General features: G+C 48.5%; 25 protein-coding genes and 1 pseudogene. 8 read left to right on the top strand and 18 right to left on the bottom strand.

Features of this window, described 5'->3' with window-relative positions; translation table 11 throughout:
- Positions 1-7 precede the first annotated feature (7 nt).
- Together fabG and DYD62_RS07755 are read right to left on the bottom strand one after the other, a co-directional pair.
- Positions 8-748, bottom strand: coding sequence for a 3-oxoacyl-ACP reductase FabG (gene fabG, locus DYD62_RS07760; protein WP_115226799.1), 741 nt, complete (start codon positions 746-748; stop codon positions 8-10).
- Positions 749-1,067: 319 nt separating this feature from the next.
- A pseudogene (locus DYD62_RS07755) lies at positions 1,068-1,355 on the bottom strand (DUF3579 domain-containing protein); the annotation flags it as partial.
- 343 nt (positions 1,356-1,698) lie between these two features.
- On the opposite strand from DYD62_RS07755, the gene argF reads away from it, so the two are divergent.
- From argF to DYD62_RS07715, 8 genes are all read left to right on the top strand, one after another.
- On the top strand, positions 1,699-2,613 hold the full coding sequence (gene argF, locus DYD62_RS07750) for an ornithine carbamoyltransferase (protein WP_172476486.1): 915 nt from the start codon (positions 1,699-1,701) through the stop codon (positions 2,611-2,613).
- Between the two features lie 110 nt (positions 2,614-2,723).
- Positions 2,724-3,344: a leucine efflux protein LeuE gene (gene leuE, locus DYD62_RS07745; protein WP_115226797.1), complete on the top strand. Its 621-nt coding sequence runs from the start codon at positions 2,724-2,726 to the stop codon at positions 3,342-3,344.
- A 31-nt stretch (positions 3,345-3,375) separates the two neighbouring features.
- Positions 3,376-4,590 carry an argininosuccinate synthase gene (locus DYD62_RS07740; protein WP_115226796.1) on the top strand — a complete coding sequence of 405 codons (1,215 nt, stop codon included), beginning with the start codon at positions 3,376-3,378 and terminating at the stop codon, positions 4,588-4,590.
- A 70-nt stretch (positions 4,591-4,660) separates the two neighbouring features.
- A complete protein-coding gene (locus DYD62_RS07735) occupies positions 4,661-4,882 on the top strand; it encodes a DUF2788 domain-containing protein (RefSeq protein ID WP_115226795.1) in 222 nt (73 codons plus the stop codon).
- Between the two features lie 10 nt (positions 4,883-4,892).
- Positions 4,893-5,204, top strand: coding sequence for a pyrimidine/purine nucleoside phosphorylase (gene ppnP / locus DYD62_RS07730; RefSeq protein ID WP_115226794.1), 312 nt, complete (start codon positions 4,893-4,895; stop codon positions 5,202-5,204).
- Positions 5,205-5,258: 54 nt separating this feature from the next.
- Positions 5,259-5,753 carry a YajQ family cyclic di-GMP-binding protein gene (locus DYD62_RS07725; RefSeq protein WP_099397353.1) on the top strand — a complete coding sequence of 165 codons (495 nt, stop codon included), beginning with the start codon at positions 5,259-5,261 and terminating at the stop codon, positions 5,751-5,753.
- Positions 5,754-5,793: 40 nt separating this feature from the next.
- Positions 5,794-7,632 carry a sensor domain-containing diguanylate cyclase gene (locus tag DYD62_RS07720; protein ID WP_115226793.1) on the top strand — a complete coding sequence of 613 codons (1,839 nt, stop codon included), beginning with the start codon at positions 5,794-5,796 and terminating at the stop codon, positions 7,630-7,632.
- 81 nt (positions 7,633-7,713) lie between these two features.
- A complete protein-coding gene (locus DYD62_RS07715; RefSeq protein ID WP_115226792.1) occupies positions 7,714-7,890 on the top strand; it encodes a DUF3149 domain-containing protein in 177 nt (58 codons plus the stop codon).
- Positions 7,891-7,939: 49 nt separating this feature from the next.
- Here DYD62_RS07715 and DYD62_RS07710 read toward each other — a convergent pair whose 3' ends face one another.
- From DYD62_RS07710 to flgB, 16 genes are all read right to left on the bottom strand, one after another.
- Positions 7,940-9,565 carry an ArnT family glycosyltransferase gene (locus tag DYD62_RS07710; RefSeq protein WP_115226791.1) on the bottom strand — a complete coding sequence of 542 codons (1,626 nt, stop codon included), beginning with the start codon at positions 9,563-9,565 and terminating at the stop codon, positions 7,940-7,942.
- 116 nt (positions 9,566-9,681) lie between these two features.
- A complete protein-coding gene (locus tag DYD62_RS07705) occupies positions 9,682-9,939 on the bottom strand; it encodes a type B 50S ribosomal protein L31 (RefSeq protein WP_099397356.1) in 258 nt (85 codons plus the stop codon).
- Between the two features lie 104 nt (positions 9,940-10,043).
- On the bottom strand, positions 10,044-11,300 hold the full coding sequence (rho, locus tag DYD62_RS07700) for a transcription termination factor Rho (RefSeq protein WP_099397357.1): 1,257 nt from the start codon (positions 11,298-11,300) through the stop codon (positions 10,044-10,046).
- A 127-nt stretch (positions 11,301-11,427) separates the two neighbouring features.
- On the bottom strand, positions 11,428-11,754 hold the full coding sequence (gene trxA / locus DYD62_RS07695; RefSeq protein ID WP_099397358.1) for a thioredoxin TrxA: 327 nt from the start codon (positions 11,752-11,754) through the stop codon (positions 11,428-11,430).
- A 124-nt stretch (positions 11,755-11,878) separates the two neighbouring features.
- Entirely contained in the window at positions 11,879-13,231 is a 1,353-nt protein-coding gene (gene radA / locus DYD62_RS07690; RefSeq protein ID WP_115226790.1) for a DNA repair protein RadA, read from the bottom strand.
- Positions 13,232-13,334: 103 nt separating this feature from the next.
- Positions 13,335-14,795 carry a flagellar hook-associated protein FlgL gene (gene flgL, locus DYD62_RS07685; RefSeq protein WP_115226789.1) on the bottom strand — a complete coding sequence of 487 codons (1,461 nt, stop codon included), beginning with the start codon at positions 14,793-14,795 and terminating at the stop codon, positions 13,335-13,337.
- A gap of 45 nt (positions 14,796-14,840) precedes the next feature.
- The gene (gene flgK / locus DYD62_RS07680) at positions 14,841-17,102 is read right to left on the bottom strand and encodes a flagellar hook-associated protein FlgK (RefSeq protein ID WP_115226788.1); all 2,262 of its coding nucleotides are present in this window, start codon (positions 17,100-17,102) and stop codon (positions 14,841-14,843) included.
- A gap of 92 nt (positions 17,103-17,194) precedes the next feature.
- Positions 17,195-18,052 carry a flagellar assembly peptidoglycan hydrolase FlgJ gene (gene flgJ, locus DYD62_RS07675; protein ID WP_115226787.1) on the bottom strand — a complete coding sequence of 286 codons (858 nt, stop codon included), beginning with the start codon at positions 18,050-18,052 and terminating at the stop codon, positions 17,195-17,197.
- A 112-nt stretch (positions 18,053-18,164) separates the two neighbouring features.
- On the bottom strand, positions 18,165-19,256 hold the full coding sequence (locus DYD62_RS07670) for a flagellar basal body P-ring protein FlgI (RefSeq protein ID WP_115226786.1): 1,092 nt from the start codon (positions 19,254-19,256) through the stop codon (positions 18,165-18,167).
- A gap of 13 nt (positions 19,257-19,269) precedes the next feature.
- On the bottom strand, positions 19,270-19,956 hold the full coding sequence (locus tag DYD62_RS07665; RefSeq protein ID WP_233702885.1) for a flagellar basal body L-ring protein FlgH: 687 nt from the start codon (positions 19,954-19,956) through the stop codon (positions 19,270-19,272).
- A gap of 16 nt (positions 19,957-19,972) precedes the next feature.
- Positions 19,973-20,758: a flagellar basal-body rod protein FlgG gene (gene flgG, locus DYD62_RS07660; protein WP_099397364.1), complete on the bottom strand. Its 786-nt coding sequence runs from the start codon at positions 20,756-20,758 to the stop codon at positions 19,973-19,975.
- A 139-nt stretch (positions 20,759-20,897) separates the two neighbouring features.
- Positions 20,898-21,629 (bottom strand): flagellar basal-body rod protein FlgF, encoded by a 732-nt coding sequence (flgF, locus tag DYD62_RS07655; protein WP_233702884.1) that lies wholly within the window; start codon positions 21,627-21,629, stop codon positions 20,898-20,900.
- A gap of 81 nt (positions 21,630-21,710) precedes the next feature.
- Positions 21,711-23,009, bottom strand: coding sequence for a flagellar hook protein FlgE (gene flgE, locus DYD62_RS07650; RefSeq protein ID WP_115226784.1), 1,299 nt, complete (start codon positions 23,007-23,009; stop codon positions 21,711-21,713).
- A gap of 30 nt (positions 23,010-23,039) precedes the next feature.
- Positions 23,040-23,711, bottom strand: a complete 672-nt coding sequence (locus DYD62_RS07645) for a flagellar hook assembly protein FlgD (protein WP_115226783.1) — start codon at positions 23,709-23,711, stop codon at positions 23,040-23,042.
- An 11-nt stretch (positions 23,712-23,722) separates the two neighbouring features.
- Positions 23,723-24,139, bottom strand: a complete 417-nt coding sequence (gene flgC / locus DYD62_RS07640; RefSeq protein ID WP_308418349.1) for a flagellar basal body rod protein FlgC — start codon at positions 24,137-24,139, stop codon at positions 23,723-23,725.
- A 7-nt stretch (positions 24,140-24,146) separates the two neighbouring features.
- The gene (flgB, locus tag DYD62_RS07635) at positions 24,147-24,551 is read right to left on the bottom strand and encodes a flagellar basal body rod protein FlgB (RefSeq protein ID WP_099397369.1); all 405 of its coding nucleotides are present in this window, start codon (positions 24,549-24,551) and stop codon (positions 24,147-24,149) included.
- Between the last annotated feature and the right edge of the window lie 125 nt (positions 24,552-24,676).

Raw genomic sequence — 24,676 nt, 5'->3', positions numbered from 1 at the left:
TAAGATATTACAAGGTCAGTCCACCCGTTACTTCAATCGCAGCGCCGTTGATATAGCTGGCTTCGTCGCTGGCCAAAAACGCATAGACATTGGCGATTTCTTCGGGTTGAGCCATGCGCTTCATCGGCACGCGCTCTTCCATCGCCTGGATCACTTTTTCCGGCATGGCTTTTAAGATGGGTGTAGCAACAAAACCGGGGCACACTGCGTTGGCGCGAATGCCTTTTTTACCCAGCTCTTTGGCCCATGTTTTAACAAAGCCAATCACGCCAAATTTAGCTGCTGCGTAATTAGTCTGGCCAAAATTGCCGTAAACGCCCACGACCGAAGAAGCATTCAGAATCACGCCACTCCCCTGCTCTACCATGGTATCGACCACGGCACGGGCACAGTTATAAACGCCTTTCAGGTTGATATCGATCACGCGATCAAACTGCTCTTCGCTCATTTTGATCAGTTGAGCATCTTGCACAATGCCAGCGTTATTCACCAGCACATCGATGCGGCCAAACTGAGCCTTAACCGCAGCCACCATTTCGGCAATTTGGGTTTTATTAGTGACATCCACCACATAGCCCACCGCTACGCCACCGTTTTGCACCAAGCTTGAAACAACAGCGTCAATCCCGCTCTGGTTTACATCGCAAACCACGACTTTAGCGCCTTCTGCTGCAAACTTAACCGCAGTGGCCTGACCAATCCCGCTGGCGGAACCTGTGATAATCGCAACTTTATCTTTAAGTCTCATAACACACCTTTCATATCAATTGAAAATGGCCACGCCCAGAATGTGCTGATTACGCCAGCTCGCTGACTTATAAGCCGGTATATCAACAGCAAACAAGCAATTAATTCCAGCATAGACGTACTTGGTGCAACGCAACAAGCCAATCATCGCAAGAATCAAAAGATTCACACTTTTTGTGAAGGCATAAAACAAGCTTGTGCCTGCAGCAGAATGCACAGCAAACCAGACTAAAGAGAGGGGAAAAATGAAGATTCGCCGCCAGACAGTGTCCGGCCAGCGATAAGCAGAATCTTTATTCTGCGGGCTTATCCGCGTAATGCTCGCTCAGCAAGGAGCGGCAATCAACAATGCGCAAGTCATTGTCGCGGGCAAAGGTCATAAGGAACTCAAAGACACGCGGGTCGATTTTTTCAAGCTGCTTATCAACCGCCACACAACGCACATTGTCGTGCACCATCGGGCGAACAAAAGGAGCATAAGAAAGTTTCTGATCAACGCCAAAAGTACTGAGGATGCCAGACAAGCGATCAGCCCAGTCGCTGGGCCGAAATTCACGCCCATTACTGGTAATGCCCTGAATAATGATTTCGTATGGATTGCAGATCATTTTAACAACAGCGTATTTAATGGTGGAATATCTACCAGATTATACCATCGCAGGCCAAACTGCTGCCTTAGAAATTCTCAAACGCTTACTGATCATATCTGGCAAATAATAAAAAAAGCGGCTGACAAAGCTTGCCAGCCGCCTGCAAACGGTTGAATAATGGTTGTTTTTTTCTCAAAGTGGCTCACACCGTTTCAAAAATGAAGGCCGCATGGTCAGCATGAAAAACCTTGGCATAGCCTTGAAACCCTGTAAGAAATTGTGCAAAGCACAGCCGCTCACAGCTTCGGGCACACCAAGGTTAGTCCTTTTTTGAACCGGCAGCCCATTCGGACTGTTCCCTATGCGCCATTATCTGCAATTTACTGATTTCACCCGCGAAGAATACGAATATCTATTCAAACGCGCCGCCATTCTTAAAGCAAAACTAGCCGCTGGCGAGCTTTACCAGCCGCTGATTGGCAAAGTTTTAGCCATGATCTTTGAAAAATCATCGACCCGCACCCGCGTTTCTTTTGAAGCCGGCATGGCGCAATTCGGTGGTCATGCAATGTTTTTGCAATCCAAAGACACCCAGCTGGGCCGGGGCGAGCCCATCGAAGATGTGGCAAAAGTCATCAGCCGCATGACCAATATCGTGATGGTTCGCACTTTTGAGCAAAGCATTGTTGAGCGCTTTGCTGATAATTCTTTAGTCCCAGTGATTAACGGGCTGACTAATGAATATCACCCATGTCAGATTCTGGCCGATATTTTTACCTATATCGAAAAAAATGGTTCGATCGAAGGTAAAACCGTGGCCTGGATCGGGGACAGCAATAATATCTCCCGCACTTGGCTGCAAGCCGCCAAAATTTTTAACTTCAAGCTCAATCAGGCCTGCCCGCGTGGCTATGAAATGACCATCCTAGATGGGCAAAAATACGGCGCTGAACATTTTGAAACCTTTTACGACCCTTATCAGGCCGCCAGAGATGCTGACATCGTCACCACCGACGTTTGTACCTCAATGGGGTTTGAGCGTGAAACACTGCAGCGCAGAAAAGACTTTCTGCACTATAAGGTCAGCGAAAAAGTGATGCTGCAAGCCAAAGCTAACGCCATGTTTATGCACTGCCTGCCTGCTCATCGCGGCGAAGAAGTTGATCCCGAAGTGATCGATGGCCCGCAATCTGTAGTATGGGATGAAGCAGAAAATCGCATGCATACGCAAAAAGCAGTGATTGAATATCTATTACTGGGTAAAGTAGAGGGCTAAACGCTCAAAAATAAGCGAAACAGGTCATTTACCCTTGTTTAAAGCAAGCAGATTTAAAAAATGGCGCATTTTCAGCGCCGGATAGCCCAAGTAATACAGGATCGCACTTCATGTTTGGTATTACCGATTTAAGCAGTTATTTGCTCGGCACTATATTTATCATTTTATTGCCGGGGCCAAACTCGATTTTCGCTTTGTCCGTTGCAGCCAAACAAGGCGTACGTGCAGGTTATGCTGCCGCCGCTGGTATTGTGACCGGCGATTTAATCCTGATGTTACTCGCCAGTGTGGGTGTTGCTTCTTTAATGCGTACTCATCCTGCAGCATTTGATATGGTTCGCTACGCCGGAGCCGCCTATTTAGCATGGATGGGCATTAAAATGCTGATGCCAAGGCCTCAGGCAGGCCATCATGCAGCAGTTGAAATACCGTCTGGCCATATTTACAAGCAGGCACTGTCTATTTCGCTGGTAAATGTGAAAGCAATTTTGTTTTTTATGGCATTCTTCCCCCAGTTTGTGGATCCGACTTATGACCGGATTCCGCTCACTTTTGTAGTACTTGGCATGATCGTACAAGCCGTAAGTCTGGCTTATCTGACCTTTTTAATTTTTGCTGGTGCTGGCCTTTCCAGGCGACTAGCAGGCAAACAGTGGCTGGGCCGTTGGCTGGCTCGCCTGACTGGTGTACTTTTCATCAGTTTTGGTGCGCGGCTAGCTCTCTTTCACTAATCCTTGCCTTTCTCCCCCTCTTGGAGTTCTCATGTCTGACGTAAAAAAAGCGGTTCTTGCCTACTCTGGTGGCCTCGATACCTCGGTAATTCTGAAGTGGTTGCAAGATACATATCAATGCGAAGTGGTGACTTTTACCGCAGACCTGGGCCAGGGTGAAGAGCTAGAGCCTGCCCGCCAAAAAGCAGTGAATTTTGGCATTAAGCCAGAAAATATTTTTATTGATGATTTACGCGAAGAATTCGTTCGTGACTTTGTCTTCCCCATGTTTCGCGCCAACACGGTGTACGAAGGCGAATACCTACTGGGCACATCCATTGCCCGCCCGCTAATTGCCAAACGGCAGATTGAAATCGCCAATTTAACCGGCGCTGATGCCGTCAGCCACGGCGCTACAGGCAAGGGTAATGATCAGGTTCGCTTCGAGCTGGGCTATTACGCCCTGCGCCCGGACATCAAAGTGATTGCGCCATGGCGTGAGTGGGATTTAAACAGCCGTGAGAAACTGCTGGATTACGCCGAAAAGCACGGTATAGATATCGCCAAGAAAAAGAATGGTGGCAGTCCATATTCTATGGATGCCAACCTGCTGCATATCTCATACGAAGGCCAGGTCTTAGAAAACCCTGCCGACGAGCCGGAAGAAGATATGTGGCTATGGTCTGTTAGCCCAGAAAAAGCACCGGATGCTGCGGAATATGTAGAGCTTGAGTACGAGCTAGGCGATATCGTCGGCATCAACGGCGTCAAAATGAGCCCGGCTACCGTGCTGGCTACACTGAATCAGCTGGGTGGCAAGCATGGCATTGGCCGCCTTGATCTGGTTGAAAACCGCTTTGTGGGCATGAAAAGCCGTGGTTGCTACGAAACCCCTGGCGGCACAATTATGCTTAAAGCACACCGCGCCATTGAATCCATCTGCCTTGACCGCGAAGTTGCTCACCTGAAAGACGAGCTGATGCCTAAATACGCCAGCCTGATTTACAACGGCTACTGGTGGGCACCAGAGCGCCTGATGCTGCAAGGCATGATCGACGCAAGCCAAGCCCATGTTAATGGCTGGGTACGCGTCAAGCTCTACAAAGGGAATGTGATTGTAGTGGGCCGTGATTCTAAAGAATCGCTATTTGATGCCAACATTGCCACCTTTGAAGACGACGGCGGGGCTTATAATCAGGCAGATGCTGCTGGCTTTATCAAACTGAATGCATTGCGTATGAGAATTGCCGCTAAATTACGCACGTAAATTGAGATCTGATTAAAACAAAGCCGGCTTACTGCCGGCTTTGTTCGTCAACAGAACCTAAGGAAACACCATGCTTGAGGCGTTTAAAAACATTTCAGAGGAAACATTTACCACTTTATCGGTATCCATTCTCTGCACCGGCCTCATCATTTATATGGGTTTTATTATTTATCGCTTAGCTGCTGACTCTAAAGCCGGCCGCTATGGCTCACTCGTCTTGTTTTTCACCTTAGGCTTCGGTGTATTTGGCTTTATTGTTAAAACCGTACTGACCGAAATCATTCAAAAATAAAGAGTAAATCATGTCGCAATTCGATAATGTATCTGTATTAAAAAAAGGCAATGTCTATTTTGACGGGCGCTGTGTATCTCACACCCTCATCTTAGCAAGCGGTGAAAAGAAAACCGTCGGCGTCATTTTGCCATCTGCTTTAACTTTCAACACCGGCGCTGCAGAGATCATGGAAATCATTGATGGCCTCTGCCATGTCAAACTGGCCGGTGAATCTGAAGCCACCCCCTATACTGCAGGCCAAAGCTTCAATGTACCGGCTAACTCCAGTTTTAACATTGAAACGATAGAAACACTGCATTATGTTTGCCATTTTGCTTAAGCAGCAAACGGCCCAAATAGCTTTAATTCACTACTTACAATAAAGGAGAAGCCTGTGCCTTCTTTCGATATCAGCTCCGAACTCGATATGGTTGCCCTTAAAAATGCGATTGATGCTGTTGAACGTGTCATCAATAATCGCTTTGATTTTAAAGGCACCAGCGCCAAAGTCGATTTAAACGAAAAAGATGAAACCATCACTTTACATGGTGATTCAAACGCTCAGCTCGATCAGATCAAGGACATTTTATTTCCTGCCCTAGAAAAGAAAGAAGCTGACAGCAGCAAACGCCTAGAAAGCGGTGATGTACAAAAAGTATCCGGTAACAAAGTCAAAGTAGAAATGAAAATCAAGGCTGGGATTGATCAGGAATTAGCAAAAAGAATTATTAAGCTGATTAAAGATGAAAAGCTGAAAGTACAAACAGCCATTCAAGGTGATACCGTGCGTGTAACAGGCGCCAAGCGCGACATCCTGCAGGAAGTGATTGCATTAATGAGAAAATCCATTACTGACTTCCCATTGCAATATCAAAACTTCCGCGACTAATACTTAGGATCAGGGCGGCAGTATTTCTGCCGCCCACACCATGAACTGGACCACTCGCCAATCTGCTTTTATCACCCTGCTTGCCATGCTTTTTGGTCTGGGGATGATATTTATTCTTGCCTACCAGGTGAATAGCTCTTATCAAGTTGAAATACAGCGCACACGCCTTGAAGCGGCCCATCAATCCAGTACAATTGCCAGCCAGATTAGCAGTTCATTAAGAGAAATTGATATTATCCTCAAAGATCTGAGTGATAAAATCAGTCCGGATGATTTAAGCAACACCGAAAAAAGCAGCGCCCGCAATCAAGAATTGCAAAATATTTTATTAGATAAACTACTGCAAATTCATCAGGCCGATAATATTATGCTGGTCAGCAGCAATAGTAATATCAGCCACCGTGCATTAGATACGCCAGGCAGCGGCCAACTTATCAATAACGATTACTTTCAACTTGTCCGCAATAATCGTTATCAGGAAAAAGTTTATGCCCGTCTTTCAAACCGCAGTGAAAATACAGGCATAATTGTTGCGCGCAGAGTGGAATCGCTGATGGCCGATTTTTCTGGCTTAATTGTTGCCAGCGTTACCCGCAATTATTTAGACAATCTGCTCAGCAACCAAAATATTGGCAAGCATGCCAGCATCCATCTTATAGACCAGAACAAAGGCGTATTAGCCAAATACCCGTCTCATGCCTCTGCGCCTATATTTGATGACTTCGTTATTCAAAATTTAATGAACGGCAAAGAAAGCAGTGCATTAATTAGCCACACCGAGCCAACACAAAGCATCAGCAGTTATCACCCGATCAAAGACACCCCATTTATTGTTGTAGTGAATGTGTCATCAGAAGACTATTTACTTCCATGGCATAAAAACACACTTTATTATTTATTTGGCGGCGGCATATTACTGATCATGGCCCTGCTGATGTGCTATTTTTTCTGGCGCTCGCACCGGCTCACGCAAAACTTACATAAAAAAGAAAAATATTTAAATGCAAGTGAAGCCCGTTTTCGCCAGATGATTGAAACCAGCCCGGTCGCTATTGTATTAGCGCGCATGCCTGATTATTTTATTACCTATATCAATCATCAAGCCGCTGAATTATTTGACCAGACGCAGGCAGGGGCGCTTTCTCAGCGTGCATTCGAACTATATAAATCTAAACTGACCTTTATGGAACAGGTGCAAAGAATTCAGCAAGGCGATGCCCAGCACAATATAGAAGTCTTGCTGCAACGCAAAGACGGGCAGCCCTTCTGGGGAAATTTATCCATGTCTGTGCATGAAACAAATCAATCAACCACAATTATGATTGGTATCAGTGATATCACCAGTAAAAAACAGCTGGAGGCCGATCTTCAGCACAGGGCAACCATAGACAGCTTATCCGGTTTATTTAACCGTGCTTATTTTACCGAGCGTGCTAACCATGAAATTGCTCGTGCTAAACGTAATCAGCAGCCCCTTATTGTGATCATGCTCGATATTGACCATTTCAAGAAAATTAATGATAACTGGGGACATGATACTGGCGATATTGCAATTCAAAGTTTAGCCGGGCTTTGCCAGTCTACTCTCAGAGATATTGATATTATTGGCCGTATTGGCGGTGAGGAATTTGCTATTTTACTGCCAGAAACTGATTTAGAAAAAGGCTTTCCGGTTGCAGAGCGCTTAAGACAGAGAATTGAAGCTCAGCGGATTTTATTAACTGACAAACAAACCTTACAATTTACAGCCAGTCTTGGGCTGACTATTTTAGAAGAGGATGATCAGAAAATTGACCGGATACTTAAACGCGCCGATCAGGCCTTATATCAGGCCAAGCACGATGGCAGAAACCAAACTGTTATTTTTAATAAGCAATGACATATAAAGCTTGATTTACATCAACACCCTAGTACGCCATTTGTATTTATATTGCATATATACAACCAGATGGCGGTCATCATGGAAAACACACCACTTCAAGCGCTATTTACTTCTGATATCGGCTTATTAAGCTTATTCACTATATTCTTCGTCTTGGGTATGGCTATCTATATTTTTTTCTATGTACGCCGTAAAGTAAGTGAAGATACTGTAGCGCATTTAAAAGCACTGGATAAAACCACCAGTAAACAATAAATATATAATTAAAGCTGTTAAAAAGGATCGCCCCGGCGATCCTTTTTTATTACTGAACCACAATGAGTGCAAAAGATTCCTTACGCTCCCCCGCCCGGTTGCCACGCCATAAAACGGTACTCCCAAGCGGCTCGCCTCCAATGGTCATTCGCAAGCCGCAAGACTCTGCCTTCGTGCCCTGCAGCAAAGTAATGCCCGCAAAATATTCAAATGAAGCCAGCGGCGCAGAAGGAATATTTCGTCCGTCGATACATCCTTTTTGCTCCTTCATCGCATCCAGCAAAGAATATGAAACCGCACGGTAGCTTTTCTGAGCATCCAGCCATGGCTGCCAAAGGCTGATTAAGACACCCCAGATTAAAGTAACCCCACACGCCCAATTAGTGACCGCCAGCCGCCCAGGCGGGCGTTTACGAGCAATAACAATGCCCCAGATCACTGTCAGGCCAATTGCAAAAATAATACCCGGCACATCCCATTGCTCCAGATAGGCTGGGCTTGCTTCTCTTAAGGTCCTTGCCAGACCTGCAGGCGTACCCGTGTGTACAGCCAGCCAACCCAGCCATAGCAAAGCCGTGAACAAGCCAAAAGTCATCAGACCAAACCAATTCAGAGCCTGAGCCGCACCACGGCGCAAATCATCCACCCCACTGGCCCCAAGAATAGACAAAGGCAACAACACGATCAGTGCATGAGATTCACGCGCATCGCCAGCCATCACAAACCAAAGCACATGCAAAAGCAGCAAAAAACTAGGCAAAAGCATTTTAGGATGAATGAGCTGCCGGCGGTTTGCCCATAAACCCCAAATAGCCAGAGGCAAAGCTGGCCATGCAAACCACAATACAATCGAGGAGAAAAAGCCAAAGGCATGGAATGCTTTAAAGTCTGCCACCCCACCAAATGGCCCCAACGCGTATTGATCAACCCACAAATTAAATACCGGGCGAGCATGCTGATAAAGATCGATAGGCCAGATTGCACTGAGCGGTACAGCAATCACCAGCGCCGAAAGCAAACTCACCCCAAAAGAGGTATTGCGCCATGGCTTAAATAAAAACAACAGCAAAGCCGATGTCAGCGCCAAAATAAACTCAGCCCAATTTCCCCCTAACAATAACAATAACCATGCAAGCCCCAATATTAAGCCTGCACGCAAAGGCTGGCGCAGGGCATAGGCTAAGCCATAAATATGCCAAGCAAACCCTGCTAAAACTAAAACCTGAGGGGATAAATGATGGCCCCAGATAATCAAGCCAATGCAGCCTATCAGCGTAATGACAGCAACCCTGCCATAGCGGCGCCCGTATAACTCACGCCCTGCCAGACCCAAGCCCCATAACGCCAGCGCCATCCAGATGCCTGTTGTTAACCGGGCCGCATCGTGGACTGCCATCCCTAGTTTTTGCAAAGGCCACGCAAGCAGCGCAGCGCTCCAATAATATAAAGGGGCATACTCTAAATAGGGCTGCCCTGCAAACTGAGGCACAGACCAATACGCTCCATGCATAAACTGCTGAATCACGGCAGCAGTTTCAACTTCGTCAGGCTTCCATGGATCATGGCCAATCAAGCCAGGCAGCAGCCAGACCAAACAAAGCAGCAACAGCAGCCAGGGCTTTTCAGCCGCTGCAGCCTGCGGCTCACGCTCTAGAGGAGGAATATAAGTCAACATGGTATTTGCCCGGGGCCTACAGGAATCCAATAATAAATATCAGATTTTTAAAGACGACTTTAAAATGCAAAAAAGGCAGCGCGCGGCTGCCTTTTTCAGATACTGCGCAGGAACAATTATTCCTTGCTGCCGTACATGCTGTATTTTTGACGGAACTTGTCGATACGACCAGCAGTGTCCACGATCTTTTGTTTGCCGGTGTAGAATGGGTGTGATTCCGAAGAAATATCCAGCTTAACCAGTGGATATTCTTTGCCGTCAGTCCAAACGATAGTTTGTTTAGCAGTCAGAGTAGAGCGGCTCATGAATGTGAAATCAGCAGCTACGTCTTGGAATACAACATCTTTATATTCTGGGTGAATACCATCTTTCATTTTACTTCCCTTTACATTTAGCGTGCTGGGGTTGTGCCAACACTAGCCATAAAAACGAGATCATCGCACAAAAGCGCATCGAGAACAAGCTGCGCTGTATGTGTTTATCGACGCATTGAATCAAAGAAATCCATATTATTTTTGGTGCCTTTGATTTTATCCAACAGGAATTCCATCGCATCCAGATCATCCATTGGATAAAGTAATTTGCGCAGAACCCAAATCTTTTGTAATTGATCCTGCTGAATCAGCAATTCTTCACGACGGGTGCCGGAACGATTTACGTTTAATGCAGGATAAGTGCGTTTTTCAGCCATACGACGATCAAGGTGGATTTCATTATTACCCGTACCCTTGAATTCTTCGTAAATCACATCATCCATACGGCTGCCGGTATCAATCAGCGCAGTGGCAATAATCGTTAAGCTGCCACCCTCTTCAATATTACGCGCAGCACCAAAGAAGCGCTTAGGGCGCTGCAATGCGTTTGCATCTACACCACCGGTCAATACCTTGCCAGAGGCAGGCACTACAGTATTGTAGGCACGGGCTAAGCGGGTAATCGAATCTAGCAGAATCACCACGTCTTTTTTATGCTCAACAAGGCGCTTCGCTTTTTCGATAACCATTTCGGCCACTTGCACGTGACGGGTTGCCGGCTCATCAAAGGTAGAAGAAACCACTTCCCCCTTCACGGAGCGCTGCATTTCGGTAACTTCTTCAGGGCGCTCGTCAATCAAGAGCACAATCAGCATTACTTCCGGGTGATTGGCACTAATTGCGTGAGCAATATGCTGCAACATCACTGTTTTACCGGTTTTAGGCGGGGCAACTAAGAGTGCGCGCTGGCCTTTACCGATAGGGGCGATCAAATCGATGATACGGCCGGTAACATTTTCTTCGGCACGAATATCACGCTCAAGGTGTAAACGCTTATTGGGAAATAAAGGCGTTAAGTTTTCAAACAGAATCTTATGCTTGGCGTTTTCTGGTGGCTCGCCATTTACCTTATCAACTTTAACCAGCGCAAAGTAGCGCTCACCATCTTTAGGCGTTCGGATTTCGCCATCAATGGTATCGCCGGTATGCAGGTTAAAGCGGCGGATCTGGCTGGGACTGACATAAATATCATCAGGGCCGGCCAGATAGGAAGTATCCGGGCTTCGCAAAAAGCCAAAACCATCGGGCAACACCTCCAGCGTACCATCGCCGTAAATGCTCTCGCCTTTTTTGGCTTTTGTTTTCAGAATGGCAAAAACAAGATCTTGCTTACGCAGCCGGTTTGCACCGTCGATCTCGCAAGACGTAGCCATATCAACAAGTTCGGAAACATGGAGGTGTTTTAAATCAGACAGGTGCATAGGGAGGGCGCGCTTGAATAAATCGGGAAGGGAAAAAATAGAAATTAAATAATCCGGGCGGGCCGAAAAGAATATCCGGCTAGCCCAGTTGAATATCCATAAGCCTATATGGATTTACTTAGTGCTGTCAAATATTACTATCAAGAAACGCCGTTAATTGCGATTTTGACAACGCACCCACCTTAGTGGCCTTCACTTCACCTGCCACAAACAGCATCAGTGTTGGAATACCACGAATACCATATTTAGGCGGAGTCGCTTGATTATCGTCAATATTGAGCTTTGCAACTTTCAAACGGCCAGCGTATTCGGCGCCAACTTCTTCCAAAATTGGAGTAATCATTTTGCACGGGCCGCACCATTCTGCCCAATAATCAACCAAAACAGGGCCCTGAGCCTGCAACACTTCTGCTTCAAAAGTGGCATCTGTAACCTGTGCGATATGTTCACTCATATTTAATCTCCAGCATGGGGGTAATCAATTGGCTCATCAAATCCTAGACGAAGGATGAAGCAGCCAGCAATGTTTTATTGATGTGGGCGTATGCTAATTTTTCAAGCCCATTGTACTCGAAAACTTACATAGCGGCGTTAACCGCCTCCTCCAGACGCTCAACCAGTGTTACCGTCATTCCCTCAATACTTTGGCGTGGCCGGTTCCCTTTGGGCACAATGGCATGGGTAAACCCCAGCTTGGCCGCCTCACGCAGGCGCTCCTGGCCACGCTGCACCGGCCTCACTTCACCTGCCAGCCCCACTTCACCAAACACCACCAACTTTTCTGGCAAAGGCCGGTTTTTTAAAGAAGACACAATCGCTAATAAAACGGCGAGGTCTGCCGCGGGCTCGGCAATCCGTACACCACCCACGGCGTTAATAAACACATCCTGATCAAATGCCGCAATGCCTGCGTGGCGATGCAAAACGGCAAGCAACAAGGCCAGACGATTTTGCTCTACCCCAACGGCAAGACGCTTAGGCTGAGGGGAGTGCGAATCATCAACCAGAGCCTGAATTTCGACCAGTAGCGGCCGAGTCCCCTCCTGCGTCACCAAAACACAGCTCCCCGGCACAGGTTCTTTATGCTGGGACAAAAAAAGAGCAGAGGGGTTGGATACTTCTCGCAGGCCTTTATCGGTCATGGCAAAGACGCCCAGCTCGTTTACCGCACCAAAGCGATTTTTAATCGCACGGATCAGCCTGAAGCTCGAATGCGTATCTCCTTCAAAATACAGCACCGCATCCACAATATGCTCCAGCACCCGCGGCCCGGCAATTGCGCCATCTTTTGTTACGTGGCCCACCAGAAAAATAGTGGTCCCGGTGCGTTTGGCATAGCGTGTGAGCTGCGCGGCACACTCCCGGACCTGCGCCACACTGCCCGGAGCAGATGTAAGCGCTTCTGAATAAACCGTTTGAATCGAGTCAATAACCGCAACCTGCGGGCCCACTTTTTCCAGTGCAAGCAGAATTTTATCCAAACCAATTTCGGCGTAAAGCGCCACTTTGCCCGCAGGCAAGCCAAGGCGCTTAGCACGTAAAGCAATTTGCTGCGGGGATTCCTCCCCGGATACATACAAAACAGGGCGCTCTGCAGCCAGCAAGGTCATGGCCTGTAGCAGCAGCGTGGATTTACCAATCCCTGGATCACCGCCAATCAGCACCACACCACCGGGCACCAAGCCGCCGCCCAATACGCGGTCAAGCTCGGCCATACCTGTTGCGATACGAGGGATTTCTGCCGCCTCCACATCGCTTAACTGGCGGATTGCACCATCGGCAGCCAAGGACTGAAAGCGGGTGCTTGCTGCAGTTTCTGCCACCCCTTCCTGCAGGGTGTTCCATTCACCACAACCGGGACATTGCCCCTGCCATTTAGAAGATGTCGCGCCGCAGAGCTGACAAATAAAAGAGGATCGAATTTTAGCCATAGGCTGGATAATACAGGAGTCAGCACCGTGCAGCCTTGCCGATATTACAGAGGGCCAGTTGCCACTTATAAAAAAAGCGGCCAGAAATGGCCGCTTTTTCAGATTAGCTAATATATTGAAACAAACTTAAACCCTGCACTTGGGAAAACGACTTTCGTGATGCCTCAAGCAGGGTTTGCGTTAAAGAAAAATCACTCAGGGCGGTTGAATAATCCAAATCCTGCAATTGCGACAATGTTTGTCCATATTGCACTTTCAAATCACCATTCGTATCCTGAACAGACTGAGTTTCAATCATCCTAGCCCCAAGATTCCCCTGGGATGACAATACATTGGTCAGCATATTGCTGGTGTTTTGCAGAACAGTATTTAACTGATTCTGAAAATTAGCCATTCCGGTCGGGCTGGTCTGATAAGTATTTAAAGCATCAGAAAAGACCTTCATGGTTTGAAAAATATCCCCATTATTGCGGCTTGGATCTACATTAAATGAATCCGTTACGCCACTGGAAACCGGCCCGGTGGGTGCTGGGTTTGTACCGAGCGGCCCAATCACCACGCTTGGCTGCCCGGTCACATTCATTTTTATACCGTAATCCCACGGGGCAACCGGCGGAACCCCAACAGGGTCGCTGGCTAGGTTTTTAAACACAATATCGCCACCCGGCACATAGGCCCGCGGGTAGTTATTCAGCGCGCCCGGTACTGCAGGCCTTGCCCCTGCAGTGTAATTGTAACCATCGATTGCTGACTTATTAAAATTAGGATTGGCGGTCACACCGTCGGCCAGCATCGCCTGATTATCGATAATATCGTAAGCAATCACTGGCTTACCCGGCTTAGCCGGGTCATCAACCGATTTAAATTCAATTTTAAATTTTTGTGAATGAGCCGGATTATTCCACTTTGTAATATCAACCACTTCGCCAGGACTGATCACCCCACTCCCTGTGTTCCCTGGTGCCACAGCGTTAGCAGAGCTCACAAAATTACCATTACCGGTACGGCCAGCCTGAAAAATCTGATAACCCGACTCTGATACCGGAATCTGTCTGGATCCCGATATTTGCATCTGGCGCTGACCATCGTCACCTGCGTAAGTCACATTGCCAAAGGATGTCTCGCTAAATGGCTGAGTGGACCCTTTAAAACCCGAAAACAAATACGATCCGCCGCCATCGGTTGCATTGGCAAGGCTCATCATTTCCTGGTACTGGCCTTGTAATTCCGAATCCAGTAGCTTTTTCTCAGCCAGTGTCTGTGAAGGGTTACCCGCCTTCACTGCCAGCGAGTAAATATCGTGCAGCAGATCGGTAACCTGCTGCAAGGTCGATTCGGAAAGGCGCATTGCAGAATCAGCAGTCTGGCTGTTTACCGCATATTGCTTGTTCAGCTCTTGGGCTTGGGTCACATCCAGTATTTTTGCTGATGAGATCGGATCATCAGCAGGCGTTAATACCCGGCGACCAGTGGACAATTGATTTTGCAACTTCGCTTGCACGCTGGAATGGCGCTGTAATTCAGCGGCCCCTTGCTTATAAATTGTCGTGGTTGCGATACGCATGCTAATTATTCCTTATAAATACTGAGCCACAGCCAATTAGGGCTGTTAGCCACCAATTCGCACAATGGCATCGAATGCTTGTTGCGCAATTTGAATCACTTTACTGGATGCCTGATAAGCCTGCTGATAGCGCAATAAATTTGCGGCTTCTTCATCCAGATTAACTGCTGAGACAGAATCACGCGAAATCTCAGCCTGTTTAAGGACTTCCGTTTGTGCGGCAGACATAATGGTCACCTCATTGGTTTTTGCACCAATAACGGCCACCATTTGCCCATATGCTTCCTGATAATTCGCTTTGCCTCCATCCAATATTTTTTTGGATTGCAATTCGCCCAGTTTCAGCGCATTGCGGCCATCCGCATCTAGGGAGGTGCCTGCCTTAATTGAAAATTTATCTCCCTGAGCCGGCTGACCATCAATTTTCACATTCCAGCCGTTATATGCAATGGTTTGCCCCGCCACATAGGTTAAAGGACCTACCGTTGCACCAGACACGGTGTCTGCAAGGCTATACGATAAAATACCAGTCTGCGGGCCTACTGTAGGCACCGAAAATGTAATATCAACCTGGTTTTTTAACTGAGGATTGACGGCCGATTGCGTGGTTACAGTGGAAGCCGGATCGATGGCAACTTGCCCGATCTTCCCAGTACCCGTATTACTGCGCTGTGTATCCGAGATAATCGAAACACCCGCTGCAATCACTCTGGGATCTGTCGGTTTGATACTCAGGCCACGGCTAAAACCCACATAAGGCTGAACAGTAAACCGGTCTCCTGCTGTTGGCGTGCCTTGTGAAAAACTCAGATGCAAGCCATCCACACTAATGGCATTAGCATTATTGAGGAATTGTGTAGCTGTAATCTGCGTGCGCTGCCCGTCAGACTGCCGGGTGACCTGATAATCCGTACCATCAAAAAACACTTCATAATCGCTGGGCTGCGCCTTACTCACATCCTCAATATAGCCTCCCAACAATGGCGCTAAAGCAGGCGGAACTGCTGCGGTGTTATTACGGTTAGATAAAACATTGCCAATGGCAGGCGGCATACTCACACCAATTTTCTCACCCGCAGCCATCACGCCCGGCACACTCCACGTCAGCCCGAGTACAGTTGGATTTGTTGCCATCGTGGCAAAATTAACGGTCTGGCTCACATTATCGGAAAGCCGCGTAATGCTGTATTCGGCGCCGATTGTTCCGGTAAAAGTAAGCGAATAATCACTCGCCACGCTTTTTACCCCGGCAGGTAGGCTGGCCGTTACAGCCACCGTACTCACACCCGCAATCGTATGATTAAACGACACGCTGCTCTGCTGATAATCAAAAAAGTTTGTACCCATATTGCCGTACAAATCCTGCCCCTGGCGCATCTGGGCGTTAAAGGTTTGCCCCAGCACCATGGCCATTCGTTCAATCGAATTTTGTGCTGAATCCAGTGTCTTGCTCCGGTATTCAAGCAGCCCGCCCAGTTGCCCGCCGGTCAGCATATTTTCCGGGATTTCCGCGTCAACAGCACCCTGGGTATACACAATGGAGAGCCGCTGCGGGTCACTAATCGAAGGCTTAGCCGCAATCGAATACGCCGTTCCGCCTACAACCAGATTTTGCCCGTTTCCGATAAAAACATTAATGGTGCCATCGCTTTGTTTAATGGATGTCGCTTTCACCAGGCTGTTTAAATCCAGCACCATTTGATCGCGCTGATCCAGCAAATCATTGGGCAGCTGCCCGCCGCTGCTTGACACTGCAATTTGGCCGTTAATCTGGGCAATTTGCTTGGACAAAGCCGTAACATGATCCGCAGCACTTACTAAATTACCATTTACGCCTGCGCGCATTTCAGAAAGGCGCTGATCAAACACTTGAAAACGATTCACCAGCCCCTGAGCATTGCTCATCAAAGATTGCCGGGCCGGCAAAGACGCTGGATTGGTCGATATGCCTTGCACGGCGCTAAAAAATGACTGTAAAACAGGCGAGACACCCGCGGCAGGATCTGCCACCAAATTATCCACCTGCTTAATTTCCGCCAGGTAGGTGCCGTAATAACTATCTTGCGAAGTGGCGGCCTGCACTTGTTTAGTTAGAAACTCATCATAAGAGCGCTGCACCGTGTCTACACGCACACCCAAGCCTGTAAAGCCATTCCCCGTGTACTGAGGATAAGGCGCACTTTGCTTGATGCTCTGGCGTGAATAGCCCTGCGTATTGGCATTCGCAATATTATGACCTGTTGTGCTTAAACCTAAACTTGCTGCGTTTAAGCCACTTAAACCAATACCAAAAACACTGGCGCCCATGATGCAACTCCTTTGCTGCTATTTATCGGCACAAATGGCCGATACTTGAAGGCAACTCAAAACCCTGGCGGATATTCAGTTACCACAGTTCATTACGCCAACTGACGTCGTAATTGTTCGGCCACTTGCGCCAATTTATTCGCATATTGCGGATCAGTGGCGTAACCGCCTGATTGCAATGCCTTGGCATAGCCCTGCGCATTCGCGCCCTGCCCGACCGCATCGCTATAGCGACGCTTAATCAGACTTGCGTAATCATTAAAAGCATCCGCATAGGAATCATAAACTCGAAAACTTTCTACCCGTTTTTGTGCTTGCCCGCCCACAAACTCTGTGGTGGTGATATCACTGGTTTTACCTTTCCAATCTTTAGTCGCTTTAATGCCAAACAAATTGTGGCTATCTGCTCCTGCAGCATCTTTGATCGGTTTTTTACCCCAACCCGATTCTAAAGCGGCATGCGCCACCAGCACATGCGGGGACACGCCCAGCGATGCGGCTGCACCTTCAGCATGAGAGGCTAATTTGGAAGCAAAAGAATCACCGCTCAAAACGGCATCTTTTGCCGAAATCCCGGCCGCTTTTGCCGCTGGCAAGCTGTTATGAAATGAAGGTGACGGCTTCTGATAAAGCGAGGGATCCCGTTGCAACTCAATCTGCCGCACAATCGATTCGGCAAATCCTACGCCGCCCTGCTTAGACCACATCTGGGTCAGCTGTTGATCATGCATGCCGCGAAACATATCAGCGGTACCAGATTCCATCTCATCATATTTAGGCGTGGCTTCGCGCATCGATTTAAGCATCTGACTGGTCAGCAAAGCTTCAAATTCACGCGCCACGGCCAGCGCTGCTTTATTAGGATCTTTGCGTGCCAGCTGACGCAGGCTATCCACACCACGAACATCAATGGCAAGATCATTACTGGATGGATTAGCTGAAGAGATCATTCTGGGCAGCTCAGATAAAATATATGCTCATATCAAGCAATAAGCGTGCCGAGAAAAAAAGAGGGGAGGCAAAAGAAATAAGGAGCCAAAATCTTCAGCCCCTATAAAAAAATCAGATGACTTCAAGCTCCGCTTTTAAGCTGCCCGCAGCTTTCATTGCCTGCAAAATAGCCAGCAAATCCTGGGGCGTTGCACCCACAGCATTCAGCGCCCGCACCACATCGCGCAAGGTGCTGGATTTAGGCAAACGCACGATAGGGCCTTTATCAGCCTGAATCTGGATATCCGCGTTTTGCACCTTAGTTGTTTTTCCGCCTGCCAGAGGATTGGGCTGAGCAACCGTATTCTCTGCCGTGATGGTCACGGTTAAATTGCCATGCGCTATTGCGCAGCTATCCAGCTTTACGGCCTGATTCATCACAATCGAGCCTGTGCGGGCATTAATAACGACCTTAGGCCCGGATTCTGCCGGGGTAACATCGATGTTTTCCAGCCGTGATAAAAAAGCCACGCGCAAATTATTATCCTGCGGCGCACGAACCTGAATCACCCGACCATCCAAAGCCACTGCCGTGCCCGGATACTGGGAGTTCACCGCATTCACCACACGATTAGCGGTAGTAAAATCGGTAGCCAGCAGCTCCAGCTGAATAAACTCACCATTTCCTAAAAGAGTAGGCACGGATTTCTCGACTGTTGCACCGGCAGGGATACGCCCTGTCGCCAGCTGATTCACCTGCGTACTGGAGCCACCTGCCGATGCACCGGCACCAGCCACAATAATATTACCCTGCGCCATGGCATAAATTTGCCCGTCTGCCCCTTTCAGCGGAGCCATCAGGAGCGTGCCGCCACGCAAAGACTTGGCATTACCAATTGAAGCAATCGTCACATCCAAAGGCTGACCTGGTCTTGCAAAAGCAGGCAGAGTCGATGTAACCGTCACCGCTGCCACGTTTTTTAGCTGCAAATTACCGCCACTGGGCACCTGAATCCCCAGATTGGTCAGCATATTCACTACCGATTGCACAGTAAACGGCGTTTGCGTGGTCTGATCGCCGCTGCCATCAAGCCCCACCACCAAGCCATACCCCACCAGCTGGTTATTACGCACGCCTGCAACCGAGGCCAACTCTTTCAGCTTTTCAGCACGGGCAGGCGCAAGCACAAATAACAAACAGCAAATCAGGGCAAAGCGAGACATACACACAACCTATTCAAAATGGCATGACATTTAAGAAAAACCGCTGCAACCAGCCTATGGTATTGGCATCCGCCATGGAGCCCACGCCCAGTTGCTCGATGCGCGCATCGGCCACTTTATTCGATGAAATCGTATTCCCCGCCTTGATATCCAGCGGATTAACCACGCCGGTAAAACGCAGGGTATTAATTTGATTATTCACGGCAACTTGCTTTTCACCGCCCACGATCAAATTACCATTGGCCAATAAATCAGTTACCGTAACCGAAATCGTACCTTTAAAGGTGTTGGTGCTATTGGTTGCCCCCTTACCTTCAAATTTATTGGTTCCTGCCAGCTTCACAGCCGCAGCCCCCTCCCGCGAGAAGTATTTTTCAATATCCCACGGCACTAAAGGAATATTGCCGGTGGTACTGTAATCGAGTGATCCAGCCTTATTACTGCTGCTATTAGACGTATTCACGGCAGAAAGGTTTTCTTCAATCGTGATATTCAGCAAATCACCGATATTCCGGGCCACGCGCTCTTCAAACAACAAGCGCGAGCTATTGGGCTGAAAAATAGAGCCATTATTGATACTTGCCACCACAGGCTGCACGGGTCTGGCCGTTGTCGGCAGCGTCACCACCGATGGCGGTGTGGTACTGCAAGCGGCAAGCAAAACGGCAATCATTGCCGTAACGGCAAGGCGCATCATCATTCAGACTCCTTTAAGACTAAAGCTGCGTCAGCTTTTGCAGCATTTCGTCAGACGTTTTAATCGCCTTTGAATTAATTTCAAAAGAGCGTTGCGCCTGAATCATATTGATCAACTCTTCAGTCACATTCACATTGGATGTTTCTACATAGCCCTGATTCAGCGCGCCCAGGCCATTGGTGCCCGGCGTACCCACCGTTGGCGCACCCGAAGCGGTGGTTTCCATGTATAAGTTTTCACCCACAGACTGCAAGCCTGGCGGATTAATAAATGTAGCCAGCTGAATATTGCCCAGCTGTACAGGTGCGGCCGAATCATTATTTACAATCGCCGTCACCGTACCATCTTTAGCAATCGTTAACTTGGTTGTTCCCTGCGGAACTTGTAAAGCAGGCTGCAAGGCATAGCCACTTGCCGTCACCACCGCGCCCTGGCTGTCTACCTGAAACGAGCCATCACGGGTGTAAGCCGTAGTGCCATCGGGCATGGCAATTTGCAAAAAGCCCTGACCATTAATCGCCACATCCAGCGGGCCATCAGTAAGTTGTAAATTACCCTGCATATGAATTCTTGCCGTGGCCACGGGGCGCACACCGGTTCCCAATTGCAAACCTGTTGGCTGCTGAGTTTGCGCGCTGGTTGATCCGCCGGGCTGACGTAAATTCTGGTAAAGCAAATCTTCAAATACCGCACGTTCCCGCTTAAAACCATTCGTGCTGACGTTAGCCAGATTATGCGAGATGACGTCTACATTCATCTGCATGGCATCCATGCCGGTTTTGGCAATCCACAGCGAGCGCATCATGATGCGTACTTCCTATTTTTTGGTTTGATTGCTACAGGGCGCATAAGGCGGCCCCTGCTTATTCAGCTACACAATATGCCTACTTCAGAGGGCTGATTGAATATAAAGCATTAACTATCCAGCCCGCTGCTCACGCTGATTAGCCTGTCAGTGTTAACAACTGCGCTGCACTTCTGGCGTTCTGATCCACGGTTTGCATCATTTTGATTTGTAAATCATATTGGCGCTGCGATCCGATCATTTGTACCAGCTGATCAACCGGGTTCACATTACTGACCTCTAAAGACTCCGAAGCAAGTTTCACGCCAGCATCCGCCTGTGCTACTTCGCCGTTTCTTTGGCGGAATAAGCCATCACTGCCTTTTTCGAGCTCACGCTCGGACGGATTAACCAGTTTAAGCCGCCCAATTTCTACTGCCTGTGCTGGATTATCAAACGGCGCTCCTGAAATAGTCCCGTCTTTTGCAATCGTAATACGGGTATTTTCAGGAATAGTCAGCGGGCCATTCTCACCCTGCACAACCAAACCGCTGCGTGTTTTCAACAGCCCAGCCGCATCAATTTCAAAGCCGCCATTACGCGTATAAGCCTCGCCCGTCGGTGTTTGCACAGACAGCCAGCCTTCCCCATTCACCGCCACATCCAAAGCCCGGCCAGTCTGCTGCACAATCCCCGGCGTAAAATCAGCGCCGGTGGTCTGCTCAACCACATAAGCCCGGCTTGGCACTCCGCTGCCGCCGATCACCGGCACTGCGCGTGCAGCGGTCAGCTCGGCCCTGAAACCGGGCGTAGCCACATTGGCCAGATTATTGGCAACAGACGCTTGGCGCAGCATGGTTTGCTTTGCCCCGGTCATTGCAATGTACAACATTCGATCCATTGATTTTTACTCAAAGGCAGGACGATCAGAAAGACAGCGTGGGCATAAAAAACAGGCCCACGCAGAAATTGATTAACGCAAGTTCACAATCGTTTGCAGGATAGTATCCTGGGCCTTAATCGTTTGCGCATTGGCCTGGTAGGTTCGCTGAGCCGTAATCAGATTAACCAGCTCACCCGTTAAATCAACGTTGGCATCTTCTACAGAAGCAGACTGAAGCGAGCCCAGATCACTGGTGCCCGGGTCATTGGTTCTGGGTTGGCCCGAAGCAAAGGTTTCACCCCAGCGATTATCCCCTAAGTTTTGCAAACCCTGAGAATTAGTAAAGTTGGTCAGCGTCACCTGGCCAATCGCCCTGTTCTGGCCATTAGAATACTTCCCCAGAATCACGCCTTCACGGTCCACCGCAACGCCTGTTAAAACGCCATCCGGATAACCATCCTGCTTGATCGTGTTCACACCAAATGGGCTGCCGTATTGTGTGGTCCCCTCAAGGCCAACATGAAACGCAAACGGCGTTGTGGCCCCGGAAGTCAAAGTAGTACTAAATGACAGCGGCGTGTTATCAACCAATTTACCATTTGAATCAAAAGTCACATTGGGATAGGGCAAATTGGTAACGGGGTCATTGGGCGCAGAGACAGGATCGCTATCAAATCGCGTCCTCACTTCCCATGTATTAGGCGCTGTTTTTGTAAAATACATCGTCAGCGTATGAGCCACCCCTTGTGAGTCATAGACCTGCGCCGAGGTAGAATTCGTAAAGGTTTTTACATCTGCAGGGTTTAACGCCCCCACATAATTAGCCGCCAGTGGATTGGTTCTGTCTTTAGCCAGCTGGCTGGCATCCAGATTCATCCCAAACTGCAGGCCTGCACTCACCCCACCGCCAGCAACTTCAGTCCAGCCCGTGGTTTTTGCACCGATATTGCCATTAGCCAGTTGTAAAGGGGTGGGTGTACCGCCCTTTTGTAAGGCATTAGCGTTCAGATCAAAGGGCCAGCCTGTTAATTTCTGACCGGTATTTCCCACAATAAAACCTTCTTTATCGACCTGAAACTGGCCATTACGGGTGTAGCTTACGGCCTCGCCATCCACCATACGGAAATAACCATTCCCTGTAATGGCAATATCCAGCGGATTATTGGTCGACGTAATATTGCCCTGACCAAATTGCTGAGTCACAGCGACCGTGCGCCCGCCCATCCCGGAAATTGTTGAGGAGCTGGCAAAAGAGTTGGCGTACATATCCGCAAATTCCGAGCGCGATTGCTTAAAACCGACCGTGCTCGAGTTGGCGATATTATTACCGATTGCGTCTAGGCTCTTAGACGACGCACTTAAACCACTCAAGCCCTGCTGGAAACCCATAACCCTAACCTCACCTTGTTCTATTCACGATTAGCGAATTTGTTTCACATCGCTAAATGCAACGGTTTTTTGATTGCTTAACATGACATTTACACCCGTTTTGGCCAACTCAACGCTGCTTGCCGTTTGCCATGTCAGGGTATTTAAAGCAATTTCCTTGCCATCTTTCACGCCCGTCGCAGAAATAAAATAATCACCCGCAGCCGCCAACTTATCCCCATCCAGCTTACCATCCCATACCACGCCAGCTGCTCCGGCAGCCTGCTGCGGCAAAGTGATTTTATCTACCACCGCGCCATTTTTATCGGTAATGGTCACCTTGATATTGCTTACATTGGCAGGCAAATCCACCCGGGCATCGATCGGCTTTGTGCCATCAAACTTCATCTGATTGCCTTGGGTCAGTACCTCTTTGCCAATCAGAGCGGCCGCCTGAAAACTTTGCGCCGAGGCAAAACTCGCCATCATCGATTGCATCGTGGTATTGAGCTTTTCAATCCCCGTTACGCTGCTGATCTGAGCCATCTGGCTGGTTGTAGCCGCGTTATCCATAGGATTCATCGGGTCCTGGCTCTGCAACTGCTTTACCAGCAACTTTAAAAAGCGATCCTGCTGCTGATCTGCCGCCGAAGCTTTGCTATCCACCTTCTTATTAATGGAAGAGTAATCAGTAGTCGAATTAATCGTTGTACGAGGGATCATGATGATTATCCTTATGACTGACCAAGCGCCAAGGTGCGCAGCAGCAGGGTTTTAGCCGTATTCATTACATCGGCATTGGTTTGATAAGAGCGCGAAGCGGATATCATATTGCTCATTTCTTCAACCACATTGACATTGGGCATCGCCACATAACCATTGGCATCGGCCAACACATTTTTGGGGTCATACACCAGCTTAGGCGGGGATTGATCTTCAATCACGTCAGAAACCTGCACCCCTACCGCGCCCTTGCCGCCCCCCGCAATCGGCGCTGACTGGAAAACCACCTGCTTGGCACGATAAGGCTGGCCATTAGAGCTGGTAATTGACTCCGCATTGGCTAAATTAGATGCCACCGTATTCAGACGGGTGGTCTGCGCGTGCATCGCAGTAGACGCAATATCAAATACTCTGAACATCGACATCATTTATCCCTTATTGGCCAGTCAGCGCAGTGCGCATGCCTTCAATCCGCTTTTGCATAAAAGTAATCCCTGCCTGATAGCGAATCGCGTTATCTGAAAACGCCGCCATTTCAGCATTCATATCCACCGTATTGCCATCAATACCCGATTGCCTTGGATTGCGGTAGAGCAATGCCTTTGATAAAGGATCAAGATTATCTTTAGGCTGCAGATGGCGCGGATCAGTGCTTTGCAGCGGTTTCACCGGATTTTTTTGCAAAGCGGCTTCAAATGTTTTTTTGAAATCAAAATCGCGCGCCTTGTAGCCCGGCGTGTCATTGTTAGCAATATTTGAAGCCAATACCTCTTGCCGCTGGCTGCGCAGCGACAGCGCAGTTTCCTGCGGGCGGAAGTAATCGTCCAAACGACCTAACATAGCCAAACTCCTGTTTATCTCATCACGCCACACAATACGCGCTTTCCCCGTTATTGTAAGCAGGAAGCGTGCCAAGCAAAAAGCCCGCATTCAGCGGGCTTTGAAACAAACCGGCACAAGTCTTC

Origin of the sequence: Iodobacter fluviatilis, from assembly GCF_900451195.1 — a bacterium.
In the GTDB taxonomy this organism is placed as follows: domain Bacteria; phylum Pseudomonadota; class Gammaproteobacteria; order Burkholderiales; family Chitinibacteraceae; genus Iodobacter; species Iodobacter fluviatilis.
Note: the sequence above shows the minus strand (reverse complement) of the source record. Positions and strands in the feature narration are given on the sequence as shown.

Bases quoted from the DNA above. Each gene is read 5' to 3' on its own strand.
- fabG (WP_115226799.1), bottom strand. From the start codon at position 748: ATGAGACTTAAAGATAAAGTTGCGATTATCACAGGTTCCGCCAGCGGG.
- argF (WP_172476486.1), top strand. From the start codon at position 1,699: ATGCGCCATTATCTGCAATTTACTGATTTCACCCGCGAAGAATACGAA.
- leuE (WP_115226797.1), top strand. From the start codon at position 2,724: ATGTTTGGTATTACCGATTTAAGCAGTTATTTGCTCGGCACTATATTT.
- DYD62_RS07740 (WP_115226796.1), top strand. From the start codon at position 3,376: ATGTCTGACGTAAAAAAAGCGGTTCTTGCCTACTCTGGTGGCCTCGAT.
- DYD62_RS07735 (WP_115226795.1), top strand. From the start codon at position 4,661: ATGCTTGAGGCGTTTAAAAACATTTCAGAGGAAACATTTACCACTTTA.
- ppnP (WP_115226794.1), top strand. From the start codon at position 4,893: ATGTCGCAATTCGATAATGTATCTGTATTAAAAAAAGGCAATGTCTAT.
- DYD62_RS07720 (WP_115226793.1), top strand. From the start codon at position 5,794: ATGAACTGGACCACTCGCCAATCTGCTTTTATCACCCTGCTTGCCATG.
- DYD62_RS07715 (WP_115226792.1), top strand. From the start codon at position 7,714: ATGGAAAACACACCACTTCAAGCGCTATTTACTTCTGATATCGGCTTA.
- DYD62_RS07710 (WP_115226791.1), bottom strand. From the start codon at position 9,565: ATGTTGACTTATATTCCTCCTCTAGAGCGTGAGCCGCAGGCTGCAGCG.
- DYD62_RS07705 (WP_099397356.1), bottom strand. From the start codon at position 9,939: ATGAAAGATGGTATTCACCCAGAATATAAAGATGTTGTATTCCAAGAC.
- rho (WP_099397357.1), bottom strand. From the start codon at position 11,300: ATGCACCTGTCTGATTTAAAACACCTCCATGTTTCCGAACTTGTTGAT.
- trxA (WP_099397358.1), bottom strand. From the start codon at position 11,754: ATGAGTGAACATATCGCACAGGTTACAGATGCCACTTTTGAAGCAGAA.
- radA (WP_115226790.1), bottom strand. From the start codon at position 13,231: ATGGCTAAAATTCGATCCTCTTTTATTTGTCAGCTCTGCGGCGCGACA.
- flgL (WP_115226789.1), bottom strand. From the start codon at position 14,795: ATGCGTATCGCAACCACGACAATTTATAAGCAAGGGGCCGCTGAATTA.
- flgK (WP_115226788.1), bottom strand. From the start codon at position 17,102: ATGGGCGCCAGTGTTTTTGGTATTGGTTTAAGTGGCTTAAACGCAGCA.
- flgJ (WP_115226787.1), bottom strand. From the start codon at position 18,052: ATGATCTCTTCAGCTAATCCATCCAGTAATGATCTTGCCATTGATGTT.
- DYD62_RS07670 (WP_115226786.1), bottom strand. From the start codon at position 19,256: ATGTCTCGCTTTGCCCTGATTTGCTGTTTGTTATTTGTGCTTGCGCCT.
- DYD62_RS07665 (WP_233702885.1), bottom strand. From the start codon at position 19,956: ATGATGATGCGCCTTGCCGTTACGGCAATGATTGCCGTTTTGCTTGCC.
- flgG (WP_099397364.1), bottom strand. From the start codon at position 20,758: ATGATGCGCTCGCTGTGGATTGCCAAAACCGGCATGGATGCCATGCAG.
- flgF (WP_233702884.1), bottom strand. From the start codon at position 21,629: ATGTTGTACATTGCAATGACCGGGGCAAAGCAAACCATGCTGCGCCAA.
- flgE (WP_115226784.1), bottom strand. From the start codon at position 23,009: ATGGGTTTCCAGCAGGGCTTGAGTGGTTTAAGTGCGTCGTCTAAGAGC.
- DYD62_RS07645 (WP_115226783.1), bottom strand. From the start codon at position 23,711: ATGATCCCTCGTACAACGATTAATTCGACTACTGATTACTCTTCCATT.
- flgC (WP_308418349.1), bottom strand. From the start codon at position 24,139: ATGATGTCGATGTTCAGAGTATTTGATATTGCGTCTACTGCGATGCAC.
- flgB (WP_099397369.1), bottom strand. From the start codon at position 24,551: ATGTTAGGTCGTTTGGACGATTACTTCCGCCCGCAGGAAACTGCGCTG.